Raw genomic sequence first — 25,982 nt, 5'->3', positions numbered from 1 at the left:
ATCCAATTCGTGAGTATAAAAAGAGCGTTAGTCAGCGTGTCGGATAAACAGGGCATCGTGGATTTTTGCCGCGAACTGTCTGCAATGGGCGTGGAGATTATTTCGACTGGAGGAACTAGCAGTCTTCTTGCTAAAGAAGGCGTGCCAGTCATCGGAATTTCAGAAGTTACAGGATTCCCGGAAATTATGGATGGGCGTGTTAAAACACTACATCCAGCCGTACACAGCGGTCTATTAGCTGTACGTGATAACGTGGAACATCAACAACAGATGAAGGAATTGGAGCTTGGTTATATCGACCTTGTTGTCGTGAACCTGTATCCTTTCCAAGAAACCATTGCTAAACCAGACGTATCGTATGAAGAAGCTATTGAGAACATTGACATCGGCGGACCTACCATGCTCCGTTCAGGTGCCAAGAACCATGCATTTGTTAGTGTGGTTGTAGATTCTAGCGATTATAGTGTTGTGCTTGAAGAAATCCGTAAGGATGGAGACACAACACTAGAGACTCGCAAACGGCTCGCGGCAAAAGTGTTCCGCCACACGGCGGCTTATGATGCCCTAATCTCTGATTATATGTCGAATGTAACAGGTGATCCATTACCAGAGCGTTTAACCGTTACTTATGAGAAAATACAAGACTTACGTTATGGTGAGAATCCGCATCAGACAGCAGCATTTTATCGTAAACCGCTAGCTCCTGCAGGGACACTGACAACGGCTGAACAGCTTCATGGTAAGGAATTATCTTATAACAATATTAATGATGCGAATGCAGCTCTTCAAATCGTGAAAGAATTTAATGAACCCGCGGTTGTAGCAGTTAAGCACATGAATCCATGTGGTGTTGGCATTGGAAGCAATGTGTGTGAGGCTTATCAAAAAGCTTATAATGCTGATCCAACATCCATCTTCGGTGGGATTGTAGCAGCGAATCGTACGATTGATGCAGATACAGCAGAATTGCTGAAAGATATTTTCTTAGAAATCATTCTAGCACCTGACTTCACGGCTGAAGCTCTTGAGATTCTAACGAAAAAGAAAAATCTACGTCTGTTGAAAATGGGTGAGTTCGGTTCATCTGAAGATCGTAGTAGTCAATTCCTATTCACCTCTATCGATGGTGGCATGGTAGTTCAAGAGAGTGATGTTCATTCTGTGAATGTTGCAGAATTGAACGTCGTTACGGATCGTCAACCAACAGAAGATGAATTAAAGCAACTGTTATTTGGATGGAAAGTAGTTAAGCATGTTAAATCCAATGCGATTGTACTTGCATCGGATAACATGACTGTCGGAGTTGGTGCTGGACAGATGAATCGTGTTGGCTCAGCGAAGATTGCGATTGAGCAAGCGGGAGATAAGGCAAAAGGATCAGTACTTGCTTCTGATGCATTCTTTCCAATGGGAGATACGGTTGAGTTTGCGGCTAAAGCTGGAATTACTGCGATCATTCAACCAGGTGGTTCGATCAAAGACGATGAGTCCATTAAAGCAGCGAATGAACATGGCATTGCGATGGTATTCACAGGTGTTCGTCACTTTAAACACTAGAAGATCGTAGTTAGCCACTGATTCTGAGGTGGGATAAGAATGAGTGGCTGTTGATGAGATCGCGTCATATTTAGGGGAGATCGAACCTATTTAGCGTAAGATTTCGTGAAGCATGTAAAGAGTCTAATAGGCAATGAATAAGGTGCGAAGAAGGAGAGGCGAACATGGACATATTGGTCGTAGGCGGTGGGGGTCGTGAACACGCCATTATATGGGCACTAGCGAAGAGCCCACAGGCTGGACGCATATACTGTGCGCCGGGCAATGCTGGAATTGAAACCATTGCAGAATGCGTACCGATTGCTGTAAGTGAATTTGATCGACTGACGGATTTTGCGTTAGAGAACAATATAGATTTTGTTGTAATCGGACCTGATGATCCATTAGTGGACGGGATCGTTGATGCTTTTGAAGCTAAAGATATTCCGGTGTTTGGACCACGTAAGAATGCAGCAGCAATAGAAGGTAGCAAGACATTCATGAAAGATTTACTACACAAATATGATATTCCTACGGCAGCTTATGAGAAGTTCGATAATTACGAAGATGCTAAATCATATCTACTGAAACAGGAAGTTCCTGTCGTCATCAAAGCAGATGGACTAGCGGCAGGTAAAGGTGTTACGGTTGCCTTTTCGATGGAGCAAGCAGAATCTGCATTACATGATATTATGGTGGAAAAAGTGTTCGGTGATGCTGGAAGTCATGTCGTAATTGAAGAATTCCTTGCTGGGCAAGAAATGTCTATTCTTGCTTTTGTTGATGGGGAGACAGTACGACCAATGGTTGCTGCTCAGGACCACAAGCAAGTATTCGACAACGATCAAGGACCTAATACTGGAGGAATGGGAACCTATTCTCCACTTCCGCACATTGATTCAGCCATTATTGAAGAAGCCATTGAGAAGATTATCAAACCGACGGCTAAGGCAATGGTTGCGGAAGGACGCCATTTCACAGGGATATTGTTCGCTGGATTGATGATTTCACCGGATGGAACTCCGAAAACGATTGAATTCAATGCACGTTTTGGAGATCCGGAGACGCAAGTTGTACTTCCAAGATTGAAAAGTGACTTGCTTGCAATCATGATCGCAGCCGTGAACGGAACACTGGCTGACATCGAGATTGAATGGAGTGATGAGGCTGCTGTGTGTGTCGTGCTAGCTTCAGGTGGATATCCTGCATCATACCCGAAAGGCATCGTAATAGAGGGGTTGGACGACGTGAAAGATGCACTCGTATTCCATGCAGGAACTACTAAGAATGAAGCTGGAGAATGGATCACCAATGGTGGACGAATTCTGGGTGTTGTAGGCCTAGGAGCGGACATCGCTGAGGCTCGTGCTAAAGCATACAGTGAAGCAGCTCATATTGACTTCGAGGGCAAACATCTTCGAAGTGATATAGCGGCGAAGGCACTTCTTTAGTTAGTAAGAATAGCTTGAAGTAAGGTACTGCAAGAAGATGTAAGATATAGCAAGAAGTACGATATAGCAAAAAATAGATATAATGGTATAAAGTGAAATCTAGCAAGAGTTACGTGACATGTAATTTCGGGGGAACAAGAGCGGATAAGAAATAGAGAGATCTAATAAATAGATCCTAAGAAAATAGAACGTAAAAAGAGACCTTCCTGGCAATAGGAAGGCCTCTTTTTTACATACGGATATAGAGCAAATGGAATAGTTGAAAAACTATTGATCTTAATCAGTAATACACAGCGGAGTTGACGGAATCGTTCTGTAGAACCGGAGTGGTCGCCTTTGAAATTGGATTTCTACCGCTAAAGGCGGTATATAATCAAGAAATCAGATTTCAAGAGCGATCGTAAGAATGATCCGTCAACGAAGCCGCTAACATACAGCGTTATAAATATTTTTTCAATATCTATTTCGAAATATCAACAAATCCTTCCCCAAACACATCACGTACATCATGAATAGTTACAAAAGCATCGATATCGATGGACTTCACAATTTTCTTGAGTGCAGACACTTCTTGTTTGCTGATGACGATGTAAAGGATTTCTTTGGATGTCTTCGTATAGTATCCGTGACCCGAAAGAACAGTAACGCCTCGATCCATGTCGACAATCACTTTTTCAGCAATTTGGTCTTGGTTTTTTGAAATAATCATAACGGCTTTCTTAGGATTTAGGCCTTCAATAATGAAGTCCATCACCTTCGTACCCACATAGAGCATAATGATCGTGAACATAAGACTTTCTGCGCCAATTATAAAGTAAGAAGAGAATGCGACAATGAGGTCGAAAAATAATAGCGCGTAGCTTATATTCCAGTCTAGGTATTTGTTGGCCATTCTCGCAAGAATCACTGTACCAGCCGTTGTTCCTCCGACACGTATAATGATTCCGATCCCTACACCCACAAAGACACCACCGAAAATGGCATTCAGAAGTAGTTCATCTGAAGGAATGCTCCAGTTGGCCGTTAGATGGAGGAAGAGGGAATTGAATAGTACAGCAATAATGGTGTATATCGTCGCTCTTTTGTCCAGAAATTTATAGCCAGCTAGGAGTAAAAAGGCATTGATGATTAAGCTGACTAGTCCAGGTGACCATTCGAAAAGGTAGTACAAGATAATCGTTATACCGGTGACACCACCCTCACCGAACTCATTTGGAATAACGAATAGATTAACTGCTAATGCGAAGATAAACGCACCGATAACAATTGAAATAATATCTATAAATTTCTTTTTCATGTGAAATGCCGCCCGTCTTTGATATGTTGGTTATTTAAATAAAAAGGGTCTACAAAGGTTAAAGCGTAACGCCCATTTATATATATGTCAATCATATTTTGACTATTAAGAGGTTCAAGGGGAAGGATCGTTTACGGATCGAGACTCTTTTCAAGAAGTTGCATTAAAACTTAAACTTACATATCATAGTGTTAACCATCTTGATATTAAAATATTTATTCATGGATATAATGTTACTATTTGGAGGGAAATATATTGAAGCATATTTTTAAACAAGGAAGCGATGTTTCTGCACCTACACTCGTTCTATTTCATGGTACGGGAGGTACAGAACACGATTTATTGCCTATTGGGGAAATGATCTCACCTGCATCGTCTATACTTAGCGTTCGTGGTAACGTGCTAGAGAATGGCATGTCCCGATTCTTCCGTCGTTTAGCTGAAGGTGTGTTTGATGAAGTAGATCTGGTGAACCGTACGCATGAAGTATACTCATTCTTGGATGAAGCCTCAAAAGAGTATGGTATAGACCGTCGTAACATGGTAGCTGTAGGCTATTCTAACGGAGCTAACATCATAGCTAGTCTGCTGTTTCATTATGAGGACGCTTTTAAGGGAGCTATTTTGCACCATCCTATGGTTCCTCTGCGTGATAAGGTGTTACCTGATTTATCTGGCATACCAGTCTTCATGGGTGCTGGACGTAATGATATGTTATGTTCTGCGCAAGAATCAGAAGATCTTCAATCCATGTTAGCAGGAGCGGGAGCAATAACAGACTTGCACTGGGAGAACAATGGACACCAACTAAGTCGTACCGAGATCGATGCTGCAGGAGAATGGTTCGGCAAACATTTCGTTTAATCAAACACGAAGCCTTTCATCTAGATTAGATGGAGGGCTTTTATTGTTTAACAGAGTAAATATAATAGCTTGAAGACGACATAAATTAGACGGAATTCATTCCCTGTATCCCATGATACGGTTGAAAAATGAGTGCAAAAAGAGTACGTTACTAAGGTGATACAAAAATAAAACTAAATCATACATAGAGATTTGAATGAGGAGAAGGATGACAGAATGAATAATAAAAAGAATACAGACCAAACAGAAGAATCTAATACGCAACCATCTATAGTCGAGTCAATCAAGTCATTCTCTAATCCGCAAAAGAAGGCTCCTGTGATGATGGAAGAGATCGTTCGAGCGCATCATGTGTTAAAAGAAGTTATTGTACGGACACCCTTACAATGGGATGCTGTACTTTCAACAAAATATAACTGTAACGTGTATCTGAAGCGTGAGGACTTACAAGTGGTACGTTCCTTTAAGATTCGCGGTGCGTATAATATGATTCGTAGTCTCTCAGAGGAAGAGTTAGCGAAAGGAATTGTCTGTGCAAGTGCAGGAAATCATGCTCAGGGTGTGGCTTTTTCATGTAAGACACTAGGGATTCAGGGTAAAATTTATATGCCAAGTACTACACCTAATCAAAAGGTGAAGCAGGTTAGACGTTTCGGTGGTGAGAACGTTAAGGTTGTATTAATTGGTGATACGTATGACGATGCATATGCAGAAGCTATGAAGACCTGTGCTGAACAGGGTATGACGTTTATACATCCTTTTGACGAACCTCGTATTATTGCGGGTAATGGGACGATTGCAATGGAAGTGATGGAGAGTCTAGACACCGCTGCTGATTATATCTTCGTAACGATTGGTGGAGGTGGACTAGCAGCTGGAATTGGAACATATATCAAGACCGTTAGTCCCAATACCAAAATGATCGGGGTAGAACCACTGGGAGCGGCCTCTATGAGTGAAGCGTTGCTTCGTAAAGAAGTTGTGACGATGGATGTGATCGATAAATTCGTAGATGGAGCTGCTGTGAAGCGTGTAGGGGATATGCCCTTTGACATCTGTTCTCGTACGCTTGATGATGTCGTGAAGGTACCTGAAGGCAAAGCGTGTACAACGATTCTGGAACTATATAATGAGAATGCTATCGTTGTTGAACCAGCCGGAGCATTGCCTGTGTCAGCACTGGACCTATACCGTGAACAGATTGAAGGAAAGACGGTCGTCTGTATCATCAGTGGAGGAAATAATGATATTGCTCGGATGCAAGAGATCAAGGAACGCTCGCTGATTTATGAAGGACTCAAGCATTATTTCATGATCAATTTCCCACAACGTGCAGGTGCATTACGTGAGTTCCTTCAGGATGTGCTAGGTCCTGATGATGAGATTACGAATTTTGAATATACAAAAAAGCACAATAAAGAAAACGGACCGGCGCTCGTGGGCATCGAATTAGATGAGAAAGATGACTATGAGGCATTGATTGAACGATTGAATCGCAAAGGATTCGAGTATACAGAGCTTAATAAAGACCGGAATTTATTCAATTTACTATTTTAGAAATATAATTCACAGCAAAGAAGCGTGTATACGGAATGTCGTATCACGCTTCTTTGCTGTGGTAAAGTCAGTCATTCTTTTTCTACTTCTTTAGAACGTAAACAATGCGTCTAGATCTACTCGATGTGATGCATATTTATGGTTCCAGTCATTTGTAGAGTAATCATAGTGGTAATCCTGCTTCCATGATTCTATATTTGCCAGGATAGAACGAACCGCTTCTGAGATAATATAAACCTCTTGATCGGTCATCGTGGGGTGGATGGATAATCGAACCCAACCCGGTTTGTGGGTTAGATCGCCTTGATCGAGTTGGTCTGTAATTTTCTTTGATATACTTTCGTTAATTTGAAGTAAGTAATGACCATAAGGGCCAGCGCAAGAGCAGCCGCCACGAGCTTGGATTCCGAACCGATCATTAAGTAATCTAACAAATAAGTTGTAATGAATGCGATGTACGATAAAAGATATAATTCCGAGACGTTCCTTCGCTTGGTTCTCCAAAACAAAAATTCCTGGAGTATGTGTTAACTCGTTCATTAGGATAGAGGTAAGTTCGTGTTCACGTTGCATAATTTGTTTGCAACCCATACGTTCTTTGAGCTGAATACAGAGGGCTGTTCTAATTGTCTGGAGAATGGGAGGTGTCCCACCATCTTCGCGGTCTTCTTTATCTGTGTAATAATGTCGGCCTCCCCAGGCGTTCGTCCAAGATACCGTCCCACCCCCGGGATGATCTGGTATTTGGTTGTTGTAAAGCCGTGAGTTGAAGATCAAAACGCCACTGCTCCCGGGTCCACCCAGAAACTTATGTGGTGAGAAGAAAATACCATCTAATTGTTCCAAAGGTGAGGAAGGATGCATGTTGATATCTACATAGGGGGCACTTGCCGAGAAATCAACAAAACATATCCCTCCGTGCTGATGCATCTTTCGAGCGAGTTGATGATAAGGTGTCTGGATACCAGTGACATTGGAACAAGAGGTAAAAGAACCTATCTTACATGTACGATGACAATATTGTGTTAAAGCTTGTTCTAATTTCTCTGGATCTACCTCTCCATGATCCCCTGGTTCTATACATACGACGTCTCCAATTGTCTCAGACCATGATAACTGATTAGAATGATGCTCCATATGACTAACGAAAATAACTGGACGACTCTCCTCAGGTAAGTGACAGTGAGGTTGGACCCACTCGGGTATTCTAAGTCCTAAGATGCGTTGGAGCTTGTTAACTGCTGAAGTCATCCCTGCACCGCTGTTGATAAGAATATCATGTTCGCCGGCATTGACATGCCGTTTAATCATGTTTCGTGCTTGCTTGTAGGCTTTAGTCATGGTGGTGCCAGTGATATTAGCATCTGTATGTGTATTCGCCATATAGGGGCCGATATGCTCTATAATGTGTGATTCAATGGGGCGGTATAGACGTCCGCTGGCTGTCCAATCCGCATAAATGACTTGTTTCCTACCGTAAGGAGATTCGAAATAGGAATCTGTACCGATCGTATGGTTACGAAATGTTTCAAAATATTGTGTCAATGACAGACCCTCGGCTTGATCCTTGCGCTGTAGATTAGGCACGCACTATTCCTCCAACATATCCTGACATGATTTGTTCTCAGTATATGTCTGAACGTGGTTGTGGGTTATTGCCTATTGTTAAAATAAAGTTGTAACAGCAGTATGATATTTTAAATTTTAAATAAACAATTGCGAATATAGTTGGAAATGTAACAGTATGAGGCAGGTTGTTATGAGATATAATTAAAGAATGTATTGAACTTTCGAGATGAATTACGTTACGCTATTAGCTTAAGATGTTCACATTATCATTGATATCATTGTCAGAGGAAGAAGGAGTAGCGTTGTCACGTCTTGTATATTTAGCACTTATAGCACTTAGTCTCATTTGGGGAGGATCTTTCTTTTTCATCAAAATGCTTCTTCATGATTTTGGTCCTTGGACCATTGCCTTCTTAAGATCAAGTACAGGTTTGCTAGTTATTGTATGTATTATGCTAGCTTTAAAGAAGCCATTTGGAATACGGACTATTTCTTGGGTTCCGATGACCATCATGGCCTTGATCAATACAGCGATTCCGTGGGCATTAATTGCATTGAGCGAGACACGTTTGCCTAGCAGTATGGCATCCGTATTGAACGCTACAACGCCGGTGTGGACAATAATAGTGGGTGTATTGTTCTTCCGTTCCGTATCCAGTAAGAGACAGTGGCTCGGAATAGGGATTGCGACTATTGGTCTAATCATATTGCTTGGTATCAATCCTGTTACGTTCATTTCAGTAGATATGTTTGGATTCGGCTGTATGATTGCAGCGACATTCTGTTATGCCGTTGGGTCTCAGCTATCCAAGAATCTTCTTACAATAGGATACTCGATGTATCAAGTTACCTTTGGTACGTTGCTATGCACGATGGTTGGAAGTGGAATCATGGCTTTCAGTACAGAGGAGGTCGTATTATCAAACCTCACTTCGTTATCTAACATCTTGATGCTTATTGGGTTAGGGATGTTCGGATCGGGAATTGCGTATATCTTGTTCTATTACATGATTCAAAAAGGGAGTGCAGAATTTGCAACGATGGTTACATATCTCGTTCCTTGCACGGCTGTCTTGTGGGGGTATACCTTATTAAATGAACATATTAAGTGGACATTGTTGGTAGGGTTAGTGATTATTCTTTCTGGGGTATTTATAGCCAGTCGCAAAAACAAATCAAAGCATTCAGTGCTATCAGGGGACCAATAACCCACGAGGCCAACAACGTTGAAAAAAGCCTTCTCTTATACCATGCTGTCGTGAAATCACAGCATAGTGTCGAGAAGGCTTTTTGGTGTTTCGAGAGGATTTAGGAGTTTGGCGACGGGCTACATTATAGGAAAGTTAGCCTTGCGATATTTCTCGACGGTAGCGTTAAGTGTATAATTGTTATCTTTTAGGACATCCATGAAGGCTTGGAGTTTCTTTAAATACACACTATCTGTTGTTGTATTCTCTGCGAGGAGAGATAAATAGGTTTCTTTCGCTTCAGGATCCATTTCTTTGGATACATAATCAAAAAGAGGTGTATTATTCAGTCCGTAAATTGCACTGATCACATAGTTGGTATAGGTAGGTCACGTTGATCGTGCGATTAGATTTAGGATATTGTTTCACAAATGCCTCTTGAGTCAAAGCACGGTTGGAAACTTCTTGCCAACTAATCATGAGACCGGCGTCCCTAGAAGGAATGACAGCAGATTCAATCGCCATGATATCAATATAACTCTTAATATCTTTCATAACGTACGGAGAATATTCCTTATATCCTTCGTAGTCAATGACCGGAAAAAAGGTTCCTTCCGCTATCTCTATCTTATACCCTCGATCTAGGGAACCTTGAAATAACTTTCGTAGATTTGAATCCTTTGTTCGACCCATCAACCTAGTGAAATCGTCGTGGTCTTTATAGATTGTTGCAATTTTTTCTTGAACTGAACCGGCATAGAATTTATCCTCCCATGCATGCAAGGCTGCTCTCTGAGCATTCTCTAACCTTAGCGTCATGAGGCTTGCCTGAGAAGAGCTTACTTCATAGATATGAGTCTTTAGAAAAGTGTTGGCCTCCGTAAGCTTATCAGGTTGTTTGACTAGAATTAGAAACTTATTGTATACGAGATTTGCGCGGCTTGTAGTAGTGGGTACTGTTGCAACATTACTGATTGCTACGGAAACGGTAGATTGGTCAACTGAAGCATATACTACTCCGGATTGAAGTGTTACGACGAGGGCAAGAATAGTAGCTAGGGTAGTTGATTTGAATTTCATTACTACAATACCTCCTAATTTATGGGTTCATAATGATATTAACCCAAATAGGAGGTAGTTAAGTTACAAATTGACTTCAATTTCGAAATAAAAAAATTAGATGTGGCAGACAAATGATACGAATGTTCTAGATATACTTACTTTCGCTTGAATATTAATCTCCATCCTAACAGGCCCATGACGGAAATTAGAAGGCTAACCCAAGGCTGAATCGTAAATACCGGTAATAGGTTACGGAAGGTATAGCCAATCATCATAATGATCAACGTTACGACGACATAGATGACAATCATTCTTAAATTAAGATGGGGCTTCGTATGTCGTGTCTCCTTTTCTTCCTCAGCCCTTTCCGTATTACGATTGAGCAACTTCGTGACAGCCTCTATTAATAGGACTGAACCTAAGGCAATAATAATGAGCGACAAGAGACTGATACGATTGAAGTTATCCAAAGAGTCACCAAGCCATTGTGCTACGAAACCGACCAAGGACTCCATAAAAAAGAATATCGTTAGCGCGATCCAAGGAATCATAACATAATATTGAATGCCCTCTATAGTCTTTCTTTTAGGCAGAATTTGCACTTTAATACGACTGTATTCTTCGGCGTTTGGTCCGAATAATTGGCGTGCGTTGATCCCTTGCTCTTGAGCTTCTAGAAGTTGATGTGCCAACTCTAATAGTAGTTGTTCACTTTGAATCTGATCCACATCACTGGTACGAAAGTAAACGACGATATCCTCGAAATAATCTTTATTACCGGGGGTCATCTGTTCTCTTAAGCGATTATTTTCTTTGATCATAGCTTTAATTGTCATGTTATTTACTCCCCCTATCTAGTTCAAGTATATGAACACAGTTGATCGTTGGCAAGGACATGCCTCTGCCAATCATGGTAAGAGAGAGCTTATGTCGATATTGTGCTAGTGTATAAAACCATGTGTGAATTCACAACATAATAACGATAAATATAGATTGAACTAAAGACGAAACCCCATATTCATGATCTTCTTTAGAAATGATTGATCTTGTGAGCGCAAACTTTAGTTCAATCTATATAGAACAAAGGAGGAGAAAATGTGGTGAATAATCTAGACTTGAATTCTGTATCAATATTGAATGATCAAGCAAGCATCAGAGCGATAGAAGAAGAGTTTACATCGGAATTGGGGTTAGATGATGGGATGGATGCTCCTTCTATGTGGGGTGGGTTATCCGATACCGATCAAGGAAATGAGCTAATGGCTAACTGGGAAGGCAGACAAGAAACGCACCATATGTTCATTCAAAGCTATGACTAGAAAGAAGTGAATAGTCAAAAACCCATTGACATACCCTTTTTGGCGATGTTACAATAAATTCGTTAATTCATATTAAACTTATCGGATTTATTAGTATATAGAATAATCGCATAACGCTAGGGGGAATCATGTATGGAACGCCACATTGTTATCCGTCATAATCAAGAAGAACTAACAGCCAGTATTCATTATCCGTCTTCTAAAATGAATAAAGAGGGCCGTAATAAAGAACGAGTGCCTCTCGTCATCATTTGTCATGGCTTTGTTGGCAATCGTATCGGAGTAGATCGCCTTTTCGTGAAGACAGCAAGGGAACTTTCAGAGGACGGATATATGGTCGTTAGATTTGATTATATCGGTTGTGGCGAAAGTACAGGCGATTATGGTAAGGAAGGTCTAGAGTCCATGATTGACCAGACTCGTAGCGTACTCGATTATACACTGGCTTGTGCTGATGTAGATCCCACACGCGTCACCCTGATTGGACATAGTTTGGGCGGAGCGGTTGCTATACTGACTGCAGGACGGGATCGTCGAGTGAAGAACCTCGTCTTGTGGTCATCTGTTGGGTATCCTTTTAATGATATTGTAAAAATCATGGGTCGAGATGTATATGATACCGTTGTTAAGACAGGGATTTCCGATTATTTGGGCTATAAATTTTCACCAGTCTTTTTTGAATCCCTTGCACCGTTCCAACCTTTTCAACAGGCGAGTAAATTTAATGGAAATGTCCTGTTAATCCACGGAACCTCTGACGATTCTATTCCAGTTGATTATGCTTTCCTGTATCAAAAAGTATTCTGGATGCGTCCTGAAGGAATCTGTGATAAAGAAATCATTTTTCAAGCGGATCATACGTATTCTTCTGGACCTCACCGTGATCAATTGCTTCACCGGACTAAGGAATGGTTAAACGAACAAGAGAGATCTCAACAGGAATGGCAGAACTGGATGATCTAACAGAGGGGGCTACAATAATATTGGTAAAAGACCTCCATTAACTGTAAAATACAAAGTAGTAATGTATACTGCTGTGTGGAGGTTGATATCAATGACAATACCATCTTTGTTTGTAGCTCATGGCTCGCCAATGCTGGCCTTGGAGGATCATGATTATGCTCGTTTTCTGCAAGGATTGGGTCAACATTTCAAAATTCCGAAAGCTATTGTGGTATTCTCAGCACATTGGGATACGCCAACGCAGTCCATGACAATAGATGATTCTCATGCTACGATGTATGATTTCTACGGATTCCCTGAGGAGTTATATGAGCTAACCTATCCTGCTCAAGGTGATTCTGATTTGAACAAGCGAATAGATGAATTATTTAAAAAGCACAATTTGAATTACATTCCTGCGCAGGGGCGGGGACTTGATCACGGGGTCTGGGTTATTCTTCAGAAATTATATCCCGAAGCGAACATTCCTGTTATTGAGTTGTCAGTGGATTCAACACGGTCACCCAAGGAGCAATATAATATAGGCGCTATGCTTACGGAGCTTCGTAAGGAGGATGTCCTTATTATTGGTAGTGGTGGACTCGTTCATAATTTACGAACGCTTAGCGAAGGTGCACAAACGGATGAATGGGCTGTCGAGTTCGATCATTGGATTGCTGAGGAACTTGAAGAATGGGATTTGAAATCGTTATTCGATTATCGTCAAAAGGCACCTTTTGCAGATCAAGCTGTTCCTCCATATGGTCTTGAACATTTCATTCCATTGTTCTATGCCATGGGAGCGGCAGATGATGAACGTAAGGCCAAGCGACTATTTCAAGATTACCAGTATGGAAATCTTAGTCTGAATTGTTGGATGTTCGGCTCTTAACATCAAGGAGTTGTCTTTTTAGTAGCTCATGCTGCTAAAGGGACAACTCCTTGTTCTATTCTGAGTATTGTAGAGTTATGAGTTATTAAACCCCTGTAGTATTCAAATGAGGTACCTGAGAGGATATCTTAGCTTTTTTGTTGAATAGGAAATTATGAATATAAGGGAGTACCCAACGATCCAGCCCAATACGCCCCCCATTAGCTGCTGCAACGATAATGAGACATTCCAACAATAACATTTGAACGTTTGTGCTTAAAGAACCTGATAACAGGAAGGCGGAATTCATAACCAGCCCCATCAAAGCAGAAAATGTGGTGAATACGCCAAGGATAAGTCCTAGTCCTACCAAAGTCTCCCCGAACGGAATAAGGATGTTGAAGATTCCTACACCTGGTAATGCGATATTTTCCAAGAATGTTGCCCACCATCCTGTACTTTTCTCTGCTGCCCCTTGTAGGAAACCTCCAGCATCAAATCCACCGGTTAATTTACGAATGCCACCGGTAATCCATGTATAGCCCAAATAGAATCGAACGAAGACCAGAATCAATGCAACTACTTTGTTAGTTCTTAGCCAATGATTAAACATTAAACATAATTCACTCCTCATAATTTAGTTTCGGCTTGCCGCTTGAAAATGATAATCTGAAATAACTTTACTATATAATTCACTTTTAATGTAAAAAATTACACAAATTTTAATTATTTATTATAAATGATTAAAATTACCTATTTCGATATTATCCGTACGAATCTCTTTCAGAATTGTTGGATGATCGGCGCATAACAAAAGGAGTTCTTTCTTCAGTGCTGAAGAGAGAACTCCTTTTTATACTTTATATGGATTTAGTTGTTTCTATGGTTTGTGTGTTTTAGTGTAGTAGTGATGCTACCGATTTATATAATTACGTGATAGATTCCGGAGATAAGGAATCACCCAACGGTCTAGCCCAATGCGCCCCCCATTAGCGGCTGCAACGACAATGAAGCATTCCATCAATAGCATTTGAACGTTGGTGCTTACAGTACCTGATAGAAGAAAAGCGGAATTCATTACTATGGCCATGAGTGCTGCAAATGTGGTGCATACTCCAAGTATGAGTCCTAGTCCTACCAGAGTCTCTCCTAGTGGGATAAGTATATTGATATACTTAACGGCTGGTAATGCGGCATGTTCCAAGAATGATGCCCACCATCCTTGAACGCTAGGGTTGTCACCTGTACTCTTCGCTATAGCACCTTGAAGGAATCCTCCAGCATCAAAGCCAGCCGTTAATTTATGAAGCCCAGCTGTGAACCATGTATATCCTACATATAATCGGATGAAGGTAAGGATCCAAGCTGCAACTTTATTCTCTCTTAGCCAATGATTAATCATAATAAATTCTCTCCTCTGTGTATCTGGTTGTGATTGATGATTATGTTTGTCTGCTGTCTGCTGAAAGATAATCATCTTTGATATCCTTATTATATGTGAAACATTTCACATGCGGTGTGATTAATATCACAAATTTAAAATATATATTAAGATAATCAAATTCAATCGACATATTCGGCATAGAACGATGAAGACTGACAAAAAGCTACTTTTGTGATTAAATGGAAGAAACGTTTTTAGTCATTAATTAAGGAGGAGCATTCATCTATGAATCGAACGAAGTTACCGCGCATACTTAGTATGCTATTATTAATGGCATTTATTCTTTCTTCCTGTGCCAATGCGAATGAAGAGACTGCACCACCTTCAGAACCAACGCCCTTAGTTGTAGAAGACACGCCCCCTACCGACCCGGTTATCCCCGTATCTCAGTATATAGCTCCACTCACCGGTTTACGGATAGAATCACCAACTAACGTGCGTCCATTAGCCGTAATGGTTAACAATGCTCCAGCCGCAAGGCCTCAATCGGGATTGAGTAAAGCGGATATGGTCTATGAAGTGTTGGCTGAGGGAGGGATTACGCGTCTTGTCGCTATTTATCAAAGCCATAGTGATGCGATAACGATTGGACCGATACGAAGTATCAGGCCTTATCTCATCGAAATTGGTGATCTTTATCATGGTCTACTGGTACATGCAGGTGGAAGCCCCGAAGCGTATTCCATCATACAGAAGCAGAAGAAGGAAGATCTTGATGAGATCGGTAAGGCAGGTGCTTTTTTCTGGAGGGATAAGAGTCGAAAGGCTCCGCATAATTTGTACTCTGATACGGACAAACTTCGTGAGGCAGCAAATAAATTAAAGTATAAACAGGAAGTAGCTATACCTACGTATCCTTTCCGTTCAGAGAATGAAATCATCGCAGGTGAGCATGCTAGTAAAGTGGACATCACTTTTCTACTTCAAAATTATATCGTTTCTTATGATTATGATGATTCGAAGAAAGTATATAAACGTTCCATCAATAACAAGCCGCATGTGGACCTGACGAACAATATGCAACTAGAAGCTGCAAACGTGATTGTAATGGGCGCGGATCATAAGGTACTTGATGATGTAGGGCGTATATCAGTCGATGTTAATCTAGGCGGTGAAGCGTTAATATTTCAGCATGGAAAGCTAATTAGAGGGAATTGGATTCATTCTAAAGATGATGTAATTCGATTTGTGAAGGATGATAAGGAGATTCCATTAGTTCCGGGTACTACATATATAAACATCGTACCTAATGACCCAAGTTTTGAAAGTCATGTTAAGGTGTCGAACGAGAAGCAAAATTAGGATGTAAAGGAATATATTGATTTAATATTATGGATATATATGCAAAAAAATTAGAAAATATATGAAAATATAAGTACAGATAGCTAACGTTGTAAGAAAAGATAGATAGCGCCTTTACAAAGGGGTTATGGGTTATGGTAAGATAGCTAGGGTTATCTAGTAGGTGGATAAACAACCGAAGGCATATTTGAGCAGAGGAGTAATCAAATGGTATTTAAGAAGAAGAAGGACATCTTTTTCGAAACGATGGAGAATATGGCAGATACAATCGTACAGGCTGCTGATTATTTTGCACAGAACGTGTCCAAGTATGAAGATGTAAGTCAATTTGCAGGTGAAATGAAAAAATATGAGTCTCAGTGTGATGAATTCACGCACACCATTATTAAGGAACTCAACAAAACTTTTATTACTCCTATTGATCGTGATGACATCTTGGCATTAACGTCTAGTTTAGATGATGTTATGGATGGTTTGGAGGCTACGACTTCCCGTTTCTATATGTACGATTTGCATGAACCTGACGAATATATCGTTCAGTTTGCAGAAATTTTGCGTCAATCAGCTTATGTGATTCAGAAAGCCATTCATTTGCTGTCTCAGAAGAAGCTTCTGGCTATTCGCGAATATACGATTCGTTTGAATGATCTGGAGAACCAAGGTGATGATTTGCTGCGTATTTGTATTAAGAACTTATTCGCAACTATTAGCGATCCTATCGAATTGATTAAGAAAAAGGAAATTTATGAACGTCTAGAACAAACTACGGACACATGTGAAGATGTGGCTAACATGCTGGAATCGATTATTATGAGTAATTCTTAAGGGGTTTACAAACATGGAAACGTCAATATTCGTTTTAGGTATCGTCATCTTTCTTGCTCTAGCTTTTGACTTTATAAATGGATTCCATGATACAGCTAATGCCATTGCAACTTCAGTCTCTACCCGTGCCTTGAAGCCGAGAGTAGCTATTTTGATGGCAGCGGCTATGAATTTCCTTGGAGCTATCACATTTACGGGGGTAGCCAAGACCATTGGGGGTAGTGTTGCGGATCCAGCAGCGCTCGACAATGGGATTCAGGTTGTCATTGCGGCACTACTCGCTGCTATTATTTGGAATCTGGTTACTTGGTGGTTCGGTATTCCTTCTTCCTCATCACATGCCTTAATTGGTGCATTAACTGGGGCAGTATTTGTAGGAGCTGGAGCGGGTTACGTGAAATGGGAAGGATTTATTAGTATTCTTAAAGTGCTAATCTTCTCACCATTAATTGCATTCGCGATTGGTTATATTATTATGACTGTTTTGAAATGGATTTTTGCAAAAAGAAGTCCTCATAACGTAAATAAAGGGTTTCGCACGATGCAGATTCTCACAGCAGCAATTCAGGCCTTCACACATGGTACGAATGATGCGCAGAAAGCAATGGGTATTATTACATTTGCTCTTGTAACGTCAGAGTTTCAGGATACACTAGATGTTCCACTATGGGTTAAATTATCTGCCGCTACAGCAATGGCACTTGGTACTTCCATAGGTGGATATAAAATCATCAAAACGATGGGAACTAAAATTTTCAAAATCGAACCTATTAATGGTTTCGCAGCAGATATGGCTGGAGCTTCGGTTATATTTTCAGCGACCATTCTTCATATGCCTGTAAGCACAACACATGCAATTACATCAGCGCTCTTAGGTGTGGGTAGTGCTAAGCGAGTATCTGAAGTGAAATGGTCAGTCGCAGGACGAATCATTATTACATGGTTTATTACAATTCCAATTTCGGGATTGCTAGCAGGATTGATCTTTAAAATCTTATTCTAGAACACAATGCAAGTAGATAGACTAAATAGACATACTGGGATAGAAGTGGCCAATCACCGAAGGTTGGCTTTTTTTTGTATAAGATTATTGGATTAGAGAGGAAGTAGTCATATCTATGATTAGGACACTTGCGATTACCCACTCGCATGAGGTGAAGGTCGGTATTCCATTGGAAGAGATTCAGATAGAAGATTACGCTTGGATTTGGACGGATCTCAGTTCACCAACAGCAGAAGAAGCAGATTTACTAAATACATACTTTCATTTTCATCCGCTGGCTGTTGAGGATTGTATGTTTGTATTGCAACGGCCCAAATTGGACTTCTACGACGATACACAATTTCTAGTACTTCACGCCCTTAACCCTGATACGCTACAGGCGGAAGAAGTGGATTTATTCCTGAATCATAATATGATTGTATCCTTTCACCATCGACAACTGCCTGAGATTGATGAAGCATGGGCACGGATTATCCAGCATGCTCACGACCGTAAAGTATGGGCTCGTGGTCCAATCGCTTGTGCGTATACACTGATTGATATGATGGTGGACCGTTATTTCCCTACGTTATACAGCATTGAAGATGAGTTAGCAGAGATTGAGAATCAAGGTAGCAATGAATCTGTGGAAGAATTAATGAACCAAGTGTTTGATCTACGGGGACGACTGTTAAAGTTACGACGGACGATTGTCCCTATGCGGGATCTCTTGTATCGAATTGTAAATTCCCAGCATATTCAAAATAGTGGTGAGCATAAGGTATATTTCTCGGACATTTATGACCACTTATTGAAACTAGCAGATATGATTGAGGCTGACCGTGAAATGACTTCGGATTTGCGAGATAGCTACATTTCTCTCAATTCCAATCGAATGAATAATATCATGAAGACGCTCACTGTAATCACAGTAATCTTTATGCCTTTGACTTTAATTGCTGGTATTTATGGAATGAACTTCGCTCATATGCCGGAGCTTAACTGGAAATATGGGTATGGTATCGTGCTAGCGTTGATGTTCATGCTTGGCAGTGGCATGGTGATGTGGTTCATTCGCCGAGGTTGGTTCAAGTAAAGTAATAAAAGTGCTCACATGAGGGTAAGCACTCTTATTACGTCAAGCGAGGGGCTATTCTCGGGGGATTTGAATTATTATTTTTGAGGTTTCTTACCAGAGGAACGTTGTTTGGTAGATCTGGTAGATTTGGTAGTCTTACGTTGTGGAATCGGTTTACGCTTGAGTGATGATGTTTTCTTACGTCGACGTTTACGAGGAGTATAATAAATTGGATCATCATCTTCGGGAGTTCCCTTCGTCTTACCTTTGCCAAAAGAGCCCATCATTAGCTTTATCAGCGGTGCCATTTGTTGAACACCACTCATAACTTTCTGGAATTTCCCCATTGAGCTTACGATCCCATCTATGCCTCCCATTCTGTCGATTACGCCTTTGAGCTCACCTATGTTTGCTAGAGAGAATCCTGATTTGGCTGCTGTCGCAACAGCGGGCAATACTGTCGTTGTCGCAGCTGCAGAATCAACCACATCACTTGCACCGAATCCATTCAAGCCACCGCCTTGAAATGGAGACATGGCAGATGATTCAAGCTGAGGGATAGCTCCCAAAGAATCAATTCCTGGGTATGGATTATGATATGAAGACGAAGAGAAAGGACCGAGTGAACGCTGGTTGCTCGGAGAACTACGATGGTAATGCTCAGCCATGATTATCACTTTCCTTTTCAGATTGGTATACAACACTGTATGTGGTAGGCGAACATAAAGTATGGACGAATGCCCTCGTGAATCGGGATAGGAGCGGAAAAGGGCGGATGCCTAGCGGTGATGAATATGCTAGAATGGTATTGATATGACGGTGTGATGAAGTCTAATCCTATTAAAAAGGTTCGAATGATTGCTTTCGTGATTCGCTTCTCTACTGCGGGAAACCGTTAATGCTTGAAATGATTGTGTCGACTACAGTACAATGAGGTTACATAGTAATAGTAGAGGATGATTAGTGGTGCAACTAAAGAAGTTAAATGATAAGAGTGTAGATCAATTATTTGAAGCGGTATTGACGCTTAAGAATGTAGAGGAATGTTACGTATTCTTCGATGACCTATGCACAGTAAATGAAATACAATCACTCTCTCAGCGTCTGGAAGTAGCACGTATGTTAGGAAAAGGGTCCACATATAACCAGATAGAAGCAGAGACAGGTGCGAGTACAGCTACAATCTCGCGAGTGAAGCGTTGTTTGAATTATGGTAATGATGGGTATAAGATGTCTTTAGAACGCTTAGGGCGCTAACATGCGTAGACCGGGCGTATTAATCATCAGCCATGGCTCTAGAGAGCCTATGTGGGTTGAGCTGGTGGATGAAGCTGTGAATCAGTTGCCGCTACAGGATCTTATTCCTGTGGCGGTTTCGTTCTTAGAAATTGTAGAGGGAAGACTGATTCAGGACGGCATTTATCTCCTAGAAGAACAAGGAGTAACAGATATTATCGTCATTCCGCTATTTGTATCTTCAGGTAGTACCCATGTAGATGAAATTGCTTATGCACTGGGTGTGAAAGAGAATGCAGATTGTGAAACAGAACTTGCACCTTATCACATTCAATCTAATATACATTATGGAGTGCCTATGGATGACGATGATAATGTTGCGCAGATGGTGTGGGATAAAATACGTGGTCTATGTGTAGATGTTGAGCGAGAAGTAATCCTACTTGTAGGGCATGGAAGTATATACGAAGGATTTCGAGAGCGTTGGGAGAAGGGAATATCGTCTCTTGCGCTTAAAGTTCAGGCTATTAGTGGAGTGAATGCTGTAGATTATGCACTTCTGAATCCAAATTCAGTGCAAGAACGAACAGAGTATTGGCAAAGAGAATTTGGTTATCAAGTTATCGTGGCACCTCTATTTCTGAGTGAGGGATATTTCACTCGGAACGTTATTCCAGAACGGCTTAAGGGACTAACGTATCGCTATTCAGGTCAGGCACTGTTACCGCATCCTCTGATTTCTCAGTGGATTGGCAAGCAGGTTCATGTTATGTTGCAAAGGTTCATATTTTGATAACAGGTGGCGGTTCTCGTATGAAGAGAGCAAGATTAATATATAATCCTACCTCCGGTCGTGAGGAAATGAAAAGAAGGCTTGCTGATATATTACAACGTCTTGATAAAGGTGGTATTGAAACTTCGGTACATGCCACTACAGGAGAAGGTGATGCTACTCGTGAAGCTGCGGAAGCGGTAGAACGTGGGTATGATCTCATCATTGCCGCGGGTGGTGATGGTACGTTATATGAAGTGGTTAATGGTATGGCGGGGAAAGAGGATCTTCCACCGTTAGGTTTATTTCCACTTGGAACAACGAATGATTTCGCTCGGGGGCTTGGGATTCCGAAGAATTGGGAAGACTATTGTGATCTGATCATTAGACAAGAGACACGCCCTATTGATGTAGGGAAAGCAAATGATCGGTACTTTATTAATATTGCAGGTGGTGGAACACTTACAGAATTAACGTATGATGTTCCAAGCAAGCTGAAGACATTAATTGGACAACTTGCCTACTACCTCAAAGGTATTGAGAAGATGGTTAGCTTATCTCCACAAGAACTCTTCATTAAAGCAAATGGGCAAAAGGATCTTCACGATGAATTCATGTTGTTCCTCATTGCGAATACGAATTCTGTAGGTGGCTTCGAGAAGCTGGCACCAGACGCTCGCATTGATGACGGTCTATTTGATGTGATTGCCCTTAAGAACTGTAATCTGCCTGAATTCGTTCGTGTTGTTAGGATGGCACTCCGTGGAGAACATCTGAACGACAAGAATGTAATCCATTTCCAAACGGATTATATGGAAGTCACTTCACCTGGTGAAGTGCTGTTGAATCTCGACGGCGAGTTAGGTGGTAGCTTACCAGGAACCTTCCAGATGCTGAAACAGCATATGCGAATTTTTGCGTGATTATAAGTAGTAGGAATACGTGATAGAAATGCAACAAATATATATGATGAGAAGATAAGGAAAGAAGTGAATATAGCATCATGAAAAAACACCGTAGCGGTCGACCAAACGATCGCCGCAGCAATCCGGCTCTGTTGATCGGGTTGCCGGTATCCAAGAACGATGAAGTTGTGATCGACATCATCGGTATGAACCATGACGGAGAAGGGGTAGGCCGTACAGAAGGCTATACCCTTTTTGTTGCGGGCGCACTCCCAGGGGAGAAAGTCCGCGTGAAAGTGCTCAAGACGAAGAAGCAGTATGGCTATGCCAAACTTCTGGATATCATTCTACAGAGCCAAGATCGTATTGCTGCACCTTGTCCTATCAACGACCAATGTGGCGGCTGCCAGTTACAGCATATGGACTATAACGCTCAATTAGCGTGGAAACGTCAGTTAGTGGTGGACAACTTAGTTCGGATTGGTAAGTTAGATGTGACAGATGGAAGTTTGAATAGTGAGATCGAAGGCAAAGAACAAGGAATTACTGTTCTCCCTACACTCGGTATGAGTGAACCTTGGCGCTATCGCAATAAAGCTCAAGTTCCTTTTGGTATAACTGAGGGTGGGCTTGTCGGTGGGTTCTACGCAAAAGGGAGCCATCGGATTATCGATATGGAGGCATGCCTCATTCAGCATGAGAATAATGACGAAATTGTGGCGCATATCAAATCCATTGGTCAGAAGCTTGGTATCACGGCGTACGACGAAGAAACAGGTCAAGGCTTGCTTCGTCATGTTGTTGTTAAAGTAGCCTTCCGTACGGGTGAAATGATGGTTGTCTTAGTTACGAATGGAGCGAAGATTCCGAATGTAGATACTTGGATCGCTGAGATCACGAAGGCAATGCCAGCCGTGACAAGCATCTGTCATAATATTAATACTAAAACGACGAATGTCATCTTTGGAGACAAAACAAACGTACTGTGGGGAAATGAAGTTATATACGATTATATCGGAGACGTGAAATTTGCTATTTCTGCTCGTTCTTTCTATCAAGTGAATCCGACTCAAACCGAAGTGCTATATGGTAAAACGTTGGATTATGCTGGACTTACTGGAGCAGAGACTGTTATCGATGCTTATTGTGGCATCGGTACAATCTCGTTATTCTTGGCTCAGCATGCGAAGCGGGTCTATGGCGTAGAGATTGTCCCTGAAGCAATCGAAGATGCCAAAGCAAATGCGGAACTGAATGGCATGAGCAATGTCGAGTTCGCAGTGGGCGCATCTGAAGATGTTATCCCACGCTGGAAAGAACAAGGCATCACACCTGACGTGATCGTCGTTGATCCACCACGCAAAGGCTGTGACCCACGATTGTTAGAGACGATTCTGGCAATGCAACCGGAGCGGGTTGTGTATGTGAGCTGTAATCCTTCAACGCTAGCAAGGGATTTGAGAGTGCTAGAAGATGGTGGATATCGTACGGTTGAGATACAACCGGTGGATATGTTCCCGCATACGGTGCATGTGGAGTCGGTTGCGTTGTTGATAAAGAATAATACAGAATGTTGAGACCCTTATATATGCTGGGTTTTAGTCTGTAGAACAGTATTAGCAATATCGGTAGTACAGAGGACTAAAAAGTGCGTTGATGTAAAAGTGATGTAAAAATTGGTCAGAGAACAACCTAAAAGAACATAAAGATGACGCCAGGAATTGTTGATCCTGTGCGTCATCTTTGTTGTCAGGAAGTTTTATTTTTATAATAACGATTCAAACTTATCAGCAGCAGCTTGATCAGCTGGTCGAAGAGCGTGACCATAGATATTCATTGTTGTGGTAATGCTTCCATGACCAAGTCGCTCAGATATTATTTTGGCATGTACGCCCTGGTTAATCAGAATTGTAGCAGATGTATGCCGCAGGTTATTTCGGTATCCTGCTCTTTTTATTAAGCTCCCATGAAAATTAAATCTGCAGTTACTGTAAAAGGGCAAAAGTAAATAAGACGCAGTCCATTCATTTTTTTTGAAGGTTACAGCACCCGAAATAAGGAATATTGGTATATTAATGAATTAAGAGACTTCTGCAATAGTTACAGAATAACCTAAGTTTTCTAGTCGTCGAACTGCGTATTTCACAATAGATTGTTGCTTCTGTTTGTCAAAGTAATCTTCGCCTAGGTCCACATACATTTCTTCACGTGTTAAAAGATAGTAGGCTATTCTCAACATTGTATGCGCAACAGAGATGGCTGCTCTTTTTCTCCCTTTTCGTGCTGCCGTTCGTCTATACATAGCACCAAGATAGTTTTTTGACGTTAATAGTATGATTCGGCTAGCTTATTAAGGGATCAAGTTTTTTTCCTAGTATGAAGATTCTGCACGTATGATTAGCTGGAGTTATTTTTTTGTGGACTCATACAGTTATCTTTGATACGTCAACCTTGAATTGCGTTCGTTGAAGGATGCGAAGGATCAGGAAAAGCGACAATTATCTGAGATATCGAAGTGAAGATCGCGTTGTTCGGGGTCAAGATCGTCATAATTCGTGAGCCCTGCGCTAGCAAGATTACTGAGGGGCGAATGTTACTTTGAAATAAAGTATGATCAAAAATACCCCACAAACCAGTATTTTACGATAAATAAAAAGAATCCATTTTCGAAAAAAAGATGGATCAAAATGGATTCTTATCCAGCAGATTTAAATATCGGTTTTATAAAAATGTTTGATCATTTTCTACCATATCCAAAGGGGTAAAACGGTACGACTTTATTTCGAATCTACAGTAGGTTTACTCGGAATCTTTTCTATTTGCTGTAAGTGCAATAAAAAGTCCAATTAAATTAGGCAGAATACTGAATAGTAAAAACATCCAGTTATTCGCAATGATCGACATAATCGTAAAAACTATAATAGAGGTAGCAATGACGATTATGCCAAACTTCACACGAGAAAGAGGCAACGGGAATGTACCGGACATGTTGATGGGTAAAATGATCCCAATTATCCCCCAACTCCCTATGTGCACAAAAAGAAGGATACCTAAAACCATTGCAGAGCTTAATTCAATCCCTAACACATTTAGCGAAAAGAGAACAAAAATAGCTCCTAATGTCACATACCATGAATAAGATCTCGTCTTTTGCCAAATATGGGAGTATAGCTCATCTAAACCTCTGTTTTTCCTAGCTTTTTTCCGTCCGAACCACAAACCAAGGATCCCACAAATCATTCCCATACACATTCCAATAGTAGCCCCGATAGAAATCTCCATAATTACATTCTCCCCTCTTCGAATATAAACACTTCTTCAATAGTGCAGTTGAAAGATTTTGAAATATGGTAAGCAAGTTCTATAGATGGATTGTATTTTCCTGATTCAATTGCAATGATCGATTGCCGTGAGACTCCTACTTGTTTAGACAATTCCTCCTGCGTAATATTCTTCGATTTGCGCAATTCGCGAATTCTGTTTTTCATAAAGCCTCCTTTATAAGTGGGAATTAATGTATAATAATGACAAGTAAAGTATACTTTACATTTCCTGGGATGTCAAGCCAACTTTACATTTTTTTTTGTTAAAACAACAAAGAAACCTTATTAGGAGATGTCCCGAAGACATAACAAAAGGAATTAATATAAAACTGTTAAAAACCGTAAAATTCTTAATTGGTCACTCATATACGTTGATGAAAGCGCGAACAAAAGTGCTTTTGTACGCAGCAACTGCACGACGGAGGAATAGACCATCTTCAGGAGAATATATAGAAAAAAT

27 protein-coding genes and 1 pseudogene are annotated in these 25,982 nt (G+C 40.9%); 16 read left to right on the top strand and 12 right to left on the bottom strand.

What is annotated here, in order from left to right:
- Positions 1-9 precede the first annotated feature (9 nt).
- Together purH and purD are read left to right on the top strand one after the other, a co-directional pair.
- A complete protein-coding gene (gene purH, locus PGLA_RS21890; RefSeq protein WP_068537096.1) occupies positions 10-1,557 on the top strand; it encodes a bifunctional phosphoribosylaminoimidazolecarboxamide formyltransferase/IMP cyclohydrolase in 1,548 nt (515 codons plus the stop codon).
- A 164-nt stretch (positions 1,558-1,721) separates the two neighbouring features.
- Positions 1,722-2,987 carry a phosphoribosylamine--glycine ligase gene (purD, locus tag PGLA_RS21885; RefSeq protein WP_068537094.1) on the top strand — a complete coding sequence of 422 codons (1,266 nt, stop codon included), beginning with the start codon at positions 1,722-1,724 and terminating at the stop codon, positions 2,985-2,987.
- 460 nt (positions 2,988-3,447) lie between these two features.
- On the opposite strand, the gene PGLA_RS21880 is transcribed toward purD, so the two are convergent.
- Entirely contained in the window at positions 3,448-4,284 is an 837-nt protein-coding gene (locus tag PGLA_RS21880) for a YitT family protein (RefSeq protein ID WP_068537092.1), read from the bottom strand.
- Positions 4,285-4,539: 255 nt separating this feature from the next.
- Here PGLA_RS21880 and PGLA_RS21875 point away from each other — a divergent pair, with 255 nt between their 5' ends.
- Both PGLA_RS21875 and ilvA read left to right on the top strand, forming a co-directional pair.
- Positions 4,540-5,148, top strand: coding sequence for an alpha/beta hydrolase (locus PGLA_RS21875; protein ID WP_068537090.1), 609 nt, complete (start codon positions 4,540-4,542; stop codon positions 5,146-5,148).
- Between the two features lie 321 nt (positions 5,149-5,469).
- Positions 5,470-6,705: a threonine ammonia-lyase IlvA gene (ilvA, locus tag PGLA_RS21870; RefSeq protein ID WP_068537167.1), complete on the top strand. Its 1,236-nt coding sequence runs from the start codon at positions 5,470-5,472 to the stop codon at positions 6,703-6,705.
- Between the two features lie 90 nt (positions 6,706-6,795).
- Here ilvA and PGLA_RS21865 read toward each other — a convergent pair whose 3' ends face one another.
- Positions 6,796-8,292: an aminotransferase class V-fold PLP-dependent enzyme gene (locus tag PGLA_RS21865; RefSeq protein WP_068537088.1), complete on the bottom strand. Its 1,497-nt coding sequence runs from the start codon at positions 8,290-8,292 to the stop codon at positions 6,796-6,798.
- 284 nt (positions 8,293-8,576) lie between these two features.
- Here PGLA_RS21865 and PGLA_RS21860 point away from each other — a divergent pair, with 284 nt between their 5' ends.
- Positions 8,577-9,482 carry a DMT family transporter gene (locus PGLA_RS21860; protein ID WP_068537086.1) on the top strand — a complete coding sequence of 302 codons (906 nt, stop codon included), beginning with the start codon at positions 8,577-8,579 and terminating at the stop codon, positions 9,480-9,482.
- A gap of 119 nt (positions 9,483-9,601) precedes the next feature.
- Here PGLA_RS21860 and PGLA_RS28225 read toward each other — a convergent pair whose 3' ends face one another.
- From PGLA_RS28225 to PGLA_RS21850, 3 genes are all read right to left on the bottom strand, one after another.
- Positions 9,602-9,832, bottom strand: coding sequence for a hypothetical protein (locus PGLA_RS28225; RefSeq protein WP_161487979.1), 231 nt, complete (start codon positions 9,830-9,832; stop codon positions 9,602-9,604).
- Entirely contained in the window at positions 9,804-10,541 is a 738-nt protein-coding gene (locus PGLA_RS21855) for a hypothetical protein (protein ID WP_084411398.1), read from the bottom strand. Before PGLA_RS21855 ends, PGLA_RS28225 begins: the two co-directional genes overlap by 29 nt.
- 137 nt (positions 10,542-10,678) lie before the next feature.
- Positions 10,679-11,359: a DUF1129 family protein gene (locus tag PGLA_RS21850; protein WP_068537084.1), complete on the bottom strand. Its 681-nt coding sequence runs from the start codon at positions 11,357-11,359 to the stop codon at positions 10,679-10,681.
- A 261-nt stretch (positions 11,360-11,620) separates the two neighbouring features.
- On the opposite strand from PGLA_RS21850, the gene PGLA_RS21845 reads away from it, so the two are divergent.
- The 3 genes from PGLA_RS21845 to PGLA_RS21835 all read left to right on the top strand — a co-directional run bounded on the left by PGLA_RS21845 (position 11,621) and on the right by PGLA_RS21835 (position 13,676).
- Positions 11,621-11,842, top strand: coding sequence for a hypothetical protein (locus tag PGLA_RS21845; protein ID WP_068537082.1), 222 nt, complete (start codon positions 11,621-11,623; stop codon positions 11,840-11,842).
- A 132-nt stretch (positions 11,843-11,974) separates the two neighbouring features.
- Positions 11,975-12,805 (top strand): alpha/beta hydrolase, encoded by an 831-nt coding sequence (locus PGLA_RS21840; protein ID WP_068537080.1) that lies wholly within the window; start codon positions 11,975-11,977, stop codon positions 12,803-12,805.
- A gap of 91 nt (positions 12,806-12,896) precedes the next feature.
- Positions 12,897-13,676, top strand: a complete 780-nt coding sequence (locus PGLA_RS21835) for a DODA-type extradiol aromatic ring-opening family dioxygenase (RefSeq protein ID WP_068537078.1) — start codon at positions 12,897-12,899, stop codon at positions 13,674-13,676.
- An 85-nt stretch (positions 13,677-13,761) separates the two neighbouring features.
- On the opposite strand, the gene PGLA_RS21830 is transcribed toward PGLA_RS21835, so the two are convergent.
- Both PGLA_RS21830 and PGLA_RS21825 read right to left on the bottom strand, forming a co-directional pair.
- On the bottom strand, positions 13,762-14,268 hold the full coding sequence (locus PGLA_RS21830) for a DoxX family protein (RefSeq protein ID WP_068537076.1): 507 nt from the start codon (positions 14,266-14,268) through the stop codon (positions 13,762-13,764).
- A 300-nt stretch (positions 14,269-14,568) separates the two neighbouring features.
- On the bottom strand, positions 14,569-15,057 hold the full coding sequence (locus PGLA_RS21825) for a DoxX family protein (RefSeq protein ID WP_068537165.1): 489 nt from the start codon (positions 15,055-15,057) through the stop codon (positions 14,569-14,571).
- 267 nt (positions 15,058-15,324) lie between these two features.
- On the opposite strand from PGLA_RS21825, the gene PGLA_RS21820 reads away from it, so the two are divergent.
- The 4 genes from PGLA_RS21820 (at position 15,325) to corA (ending at position 19,304) form a co-directional block, all read left to right on the top strand.
- Positions 15,325-16,401, top strand: a complete 1,077-nt coding sequence (locus tag PGLA_RS21820; RefSeq protein ID WP_169810205.1) for a DUF3048 domain-containing protein — start codon at positions 15,325-15,327, stop codon at positions 16,399-16,401.
- A 207-nt stretch (positions 16,402-16,608) separates the two neighbouring features.
- Positions 16,609-17,226: a DUF47 domain-containing protein gene (locus PGLA_RS21815; RefSeq protein ID WP_068537074.1), complete on the top strand. Its 618-nt coding sequence runs from the start codon at positions 16,609-16,611 to the stop codon at positions 17,224-17,226.
- 13 nt (positions 17,227-17,239) lie between these two features.
- Complete coding sequence (locus PGLA_RS21810) at positions 17,240-18,229, top strand: inorganic phosphate transporter (RefSeq protein WP_068537072.1); 990 nt, start codon at positions 17,240-17,242, stop codon at positions 18,227-18,229.
- A 115-nt stretch (positions 18,230-18,344) separates the two neighbouring features.
- Positions 18,345-19,304: a magnesium/cobalt transporter CorA gene (corA, locus tag PGLA_RS21805; RefSeq protein ID WP_068537069.1), complete on the top strand. Its 960-nt coding sequence runs from the start codon at positions 18,345-18,347 to the stop codon at positions 19,302-19,304.
- A 77-nt stretch (positions 19,305-19,381) separates the two neighbouring features.
- On the opposite strand, the gene PGLA_RS21800 is transcribed toward corA, so the two are convergent.
- Positions 19,382-19,954: a hypothetical protein gene (locus tag PGLA_RS21800; protein WP_068537066.1), complete on the bottom strand. Its 573-nt coding sequence runs from the start codon at positions 19,952-19,954 to the stop codon at positions 19,382-19,384.
- Between the two features lie 298 nt (positions 19,955-20,252).
- On the opposite strand from PGLA_RS21800, the gene PGLA_RS21795 reads away from it, so the two are divergent.
- The 4 genes from PGLA_RS21795 (at position 20,253) to rlmD (ending at position 23,776) form a co-directional block, all read left to right on the top strand.
- Positions 20,253-20,543: a YerC/YecD family TrpR-related protein gene (locus tag PGLA_RS21795; RefSeq protein ID WP_068537063.1), complete on the top strand. Its 291-nt coding sequence runs from the start codon at positions 20,253-20,255 to the stop codon at positions 20,541-20,543.
- 1 nt (position 20,544) lies between these two features.
- Complete coding sequence (locus PGLA_RS21790; protein ID WP_068537060.1) at positions 20,545-21,315, top strand: sirohydrochlorin chelatase; 771 nt, start codon at positions 20,545-20,547, stop codon at positions 21,313-21,315.
- Between the two features lie 20 nt (positions 21,316-21,335).
- Complete coding sequence (locus PGLA_RS21785; protein WP_068537057.1) at positions 21,336-22,217, top strand: diacylglycerol kinase; 882 nt, start codon at positions 21,336-21,338, stop codon at positions 22,215-22,217.
- 80 nt (positions 22,218-22,297) lie between these two features.
- Entirely contained in the window at positions 22,298-23,776 is a 1,479-nt protein-coding gene (gene rlmD / locus PGLA_RS21780) for a 23S rRNA (uracil(1939)-C(5))-methyltransferase RlmD (RefSeq protein WP_068537054.1), read from the top strand.
- Positions 23,777-23,964: 188 nt separating this feature from the next.
- Here the strand turns inward: rlmD and PGLA_RS27160 are convergent.
- The 4 genes and pseudogenes from PGLA_RS27160 to PGLA_RS21770 form a co-directional block, all read right to left on the bottom strand.
- Positions 23,965-24,138, bottom strand: a pseudogene (locus PGLA_RS27160) (tyrosine-type recombinase/integrase); the annotation flags it as partial.
- Positions 24,139-24,279: 141 nt separating this feature from the next.
- Positions 24,280-24,501: a hypothetical protein gene (locus PGLA_RS27155; protein ID WP_211269601.1), complete on the bottom strand. Its 222-nt coding sequence runs from the start codon at positions 24,499-24,501 to the stop codon at positions 24,280-24,282.
- Between the two features lie 497 nt (positions 24,502-24,998).
- Positions 24,999-25,481: a hypothetical protein gene (locus PGLA_RS21775; protein ID WP_068537050.1), complete on the bottom strand. Its 483-nt coding sequence runs from the start codon at positions 25,479-25,481 to the stop codon at positions 24,999-25,001.
- Positions 25,482-25,483: 2 nt separating this feature from the next.
- Positions 25,484-25,687, bottom strand: coding sequence for a helix-turn-helix transcriptional regulator (locus tag PGLA_RS21770; RefSeq protein WP_068537047.1), 204 nt, complete (start codon positions 25,685-25,687; stop codon positions 25,484-25,486).
- Positions 25,688-25,982 lie beyond the last annotated feature (295 nt).

It is taken from the genome of Paenibacillus glacialis (assembly GCF_001637205.1).
Lineage (GTDB): Bacteria > Bacillota > Bacilli > Paenibacillales > Paenibacillaceae > Paenibacillus_AQ > Paenibacillus_AQ glacialis.
Note: the sequence above shows the minus strand (reverse complement) of the source record. Positions and strands in the feature narration are given on the sequence as shown.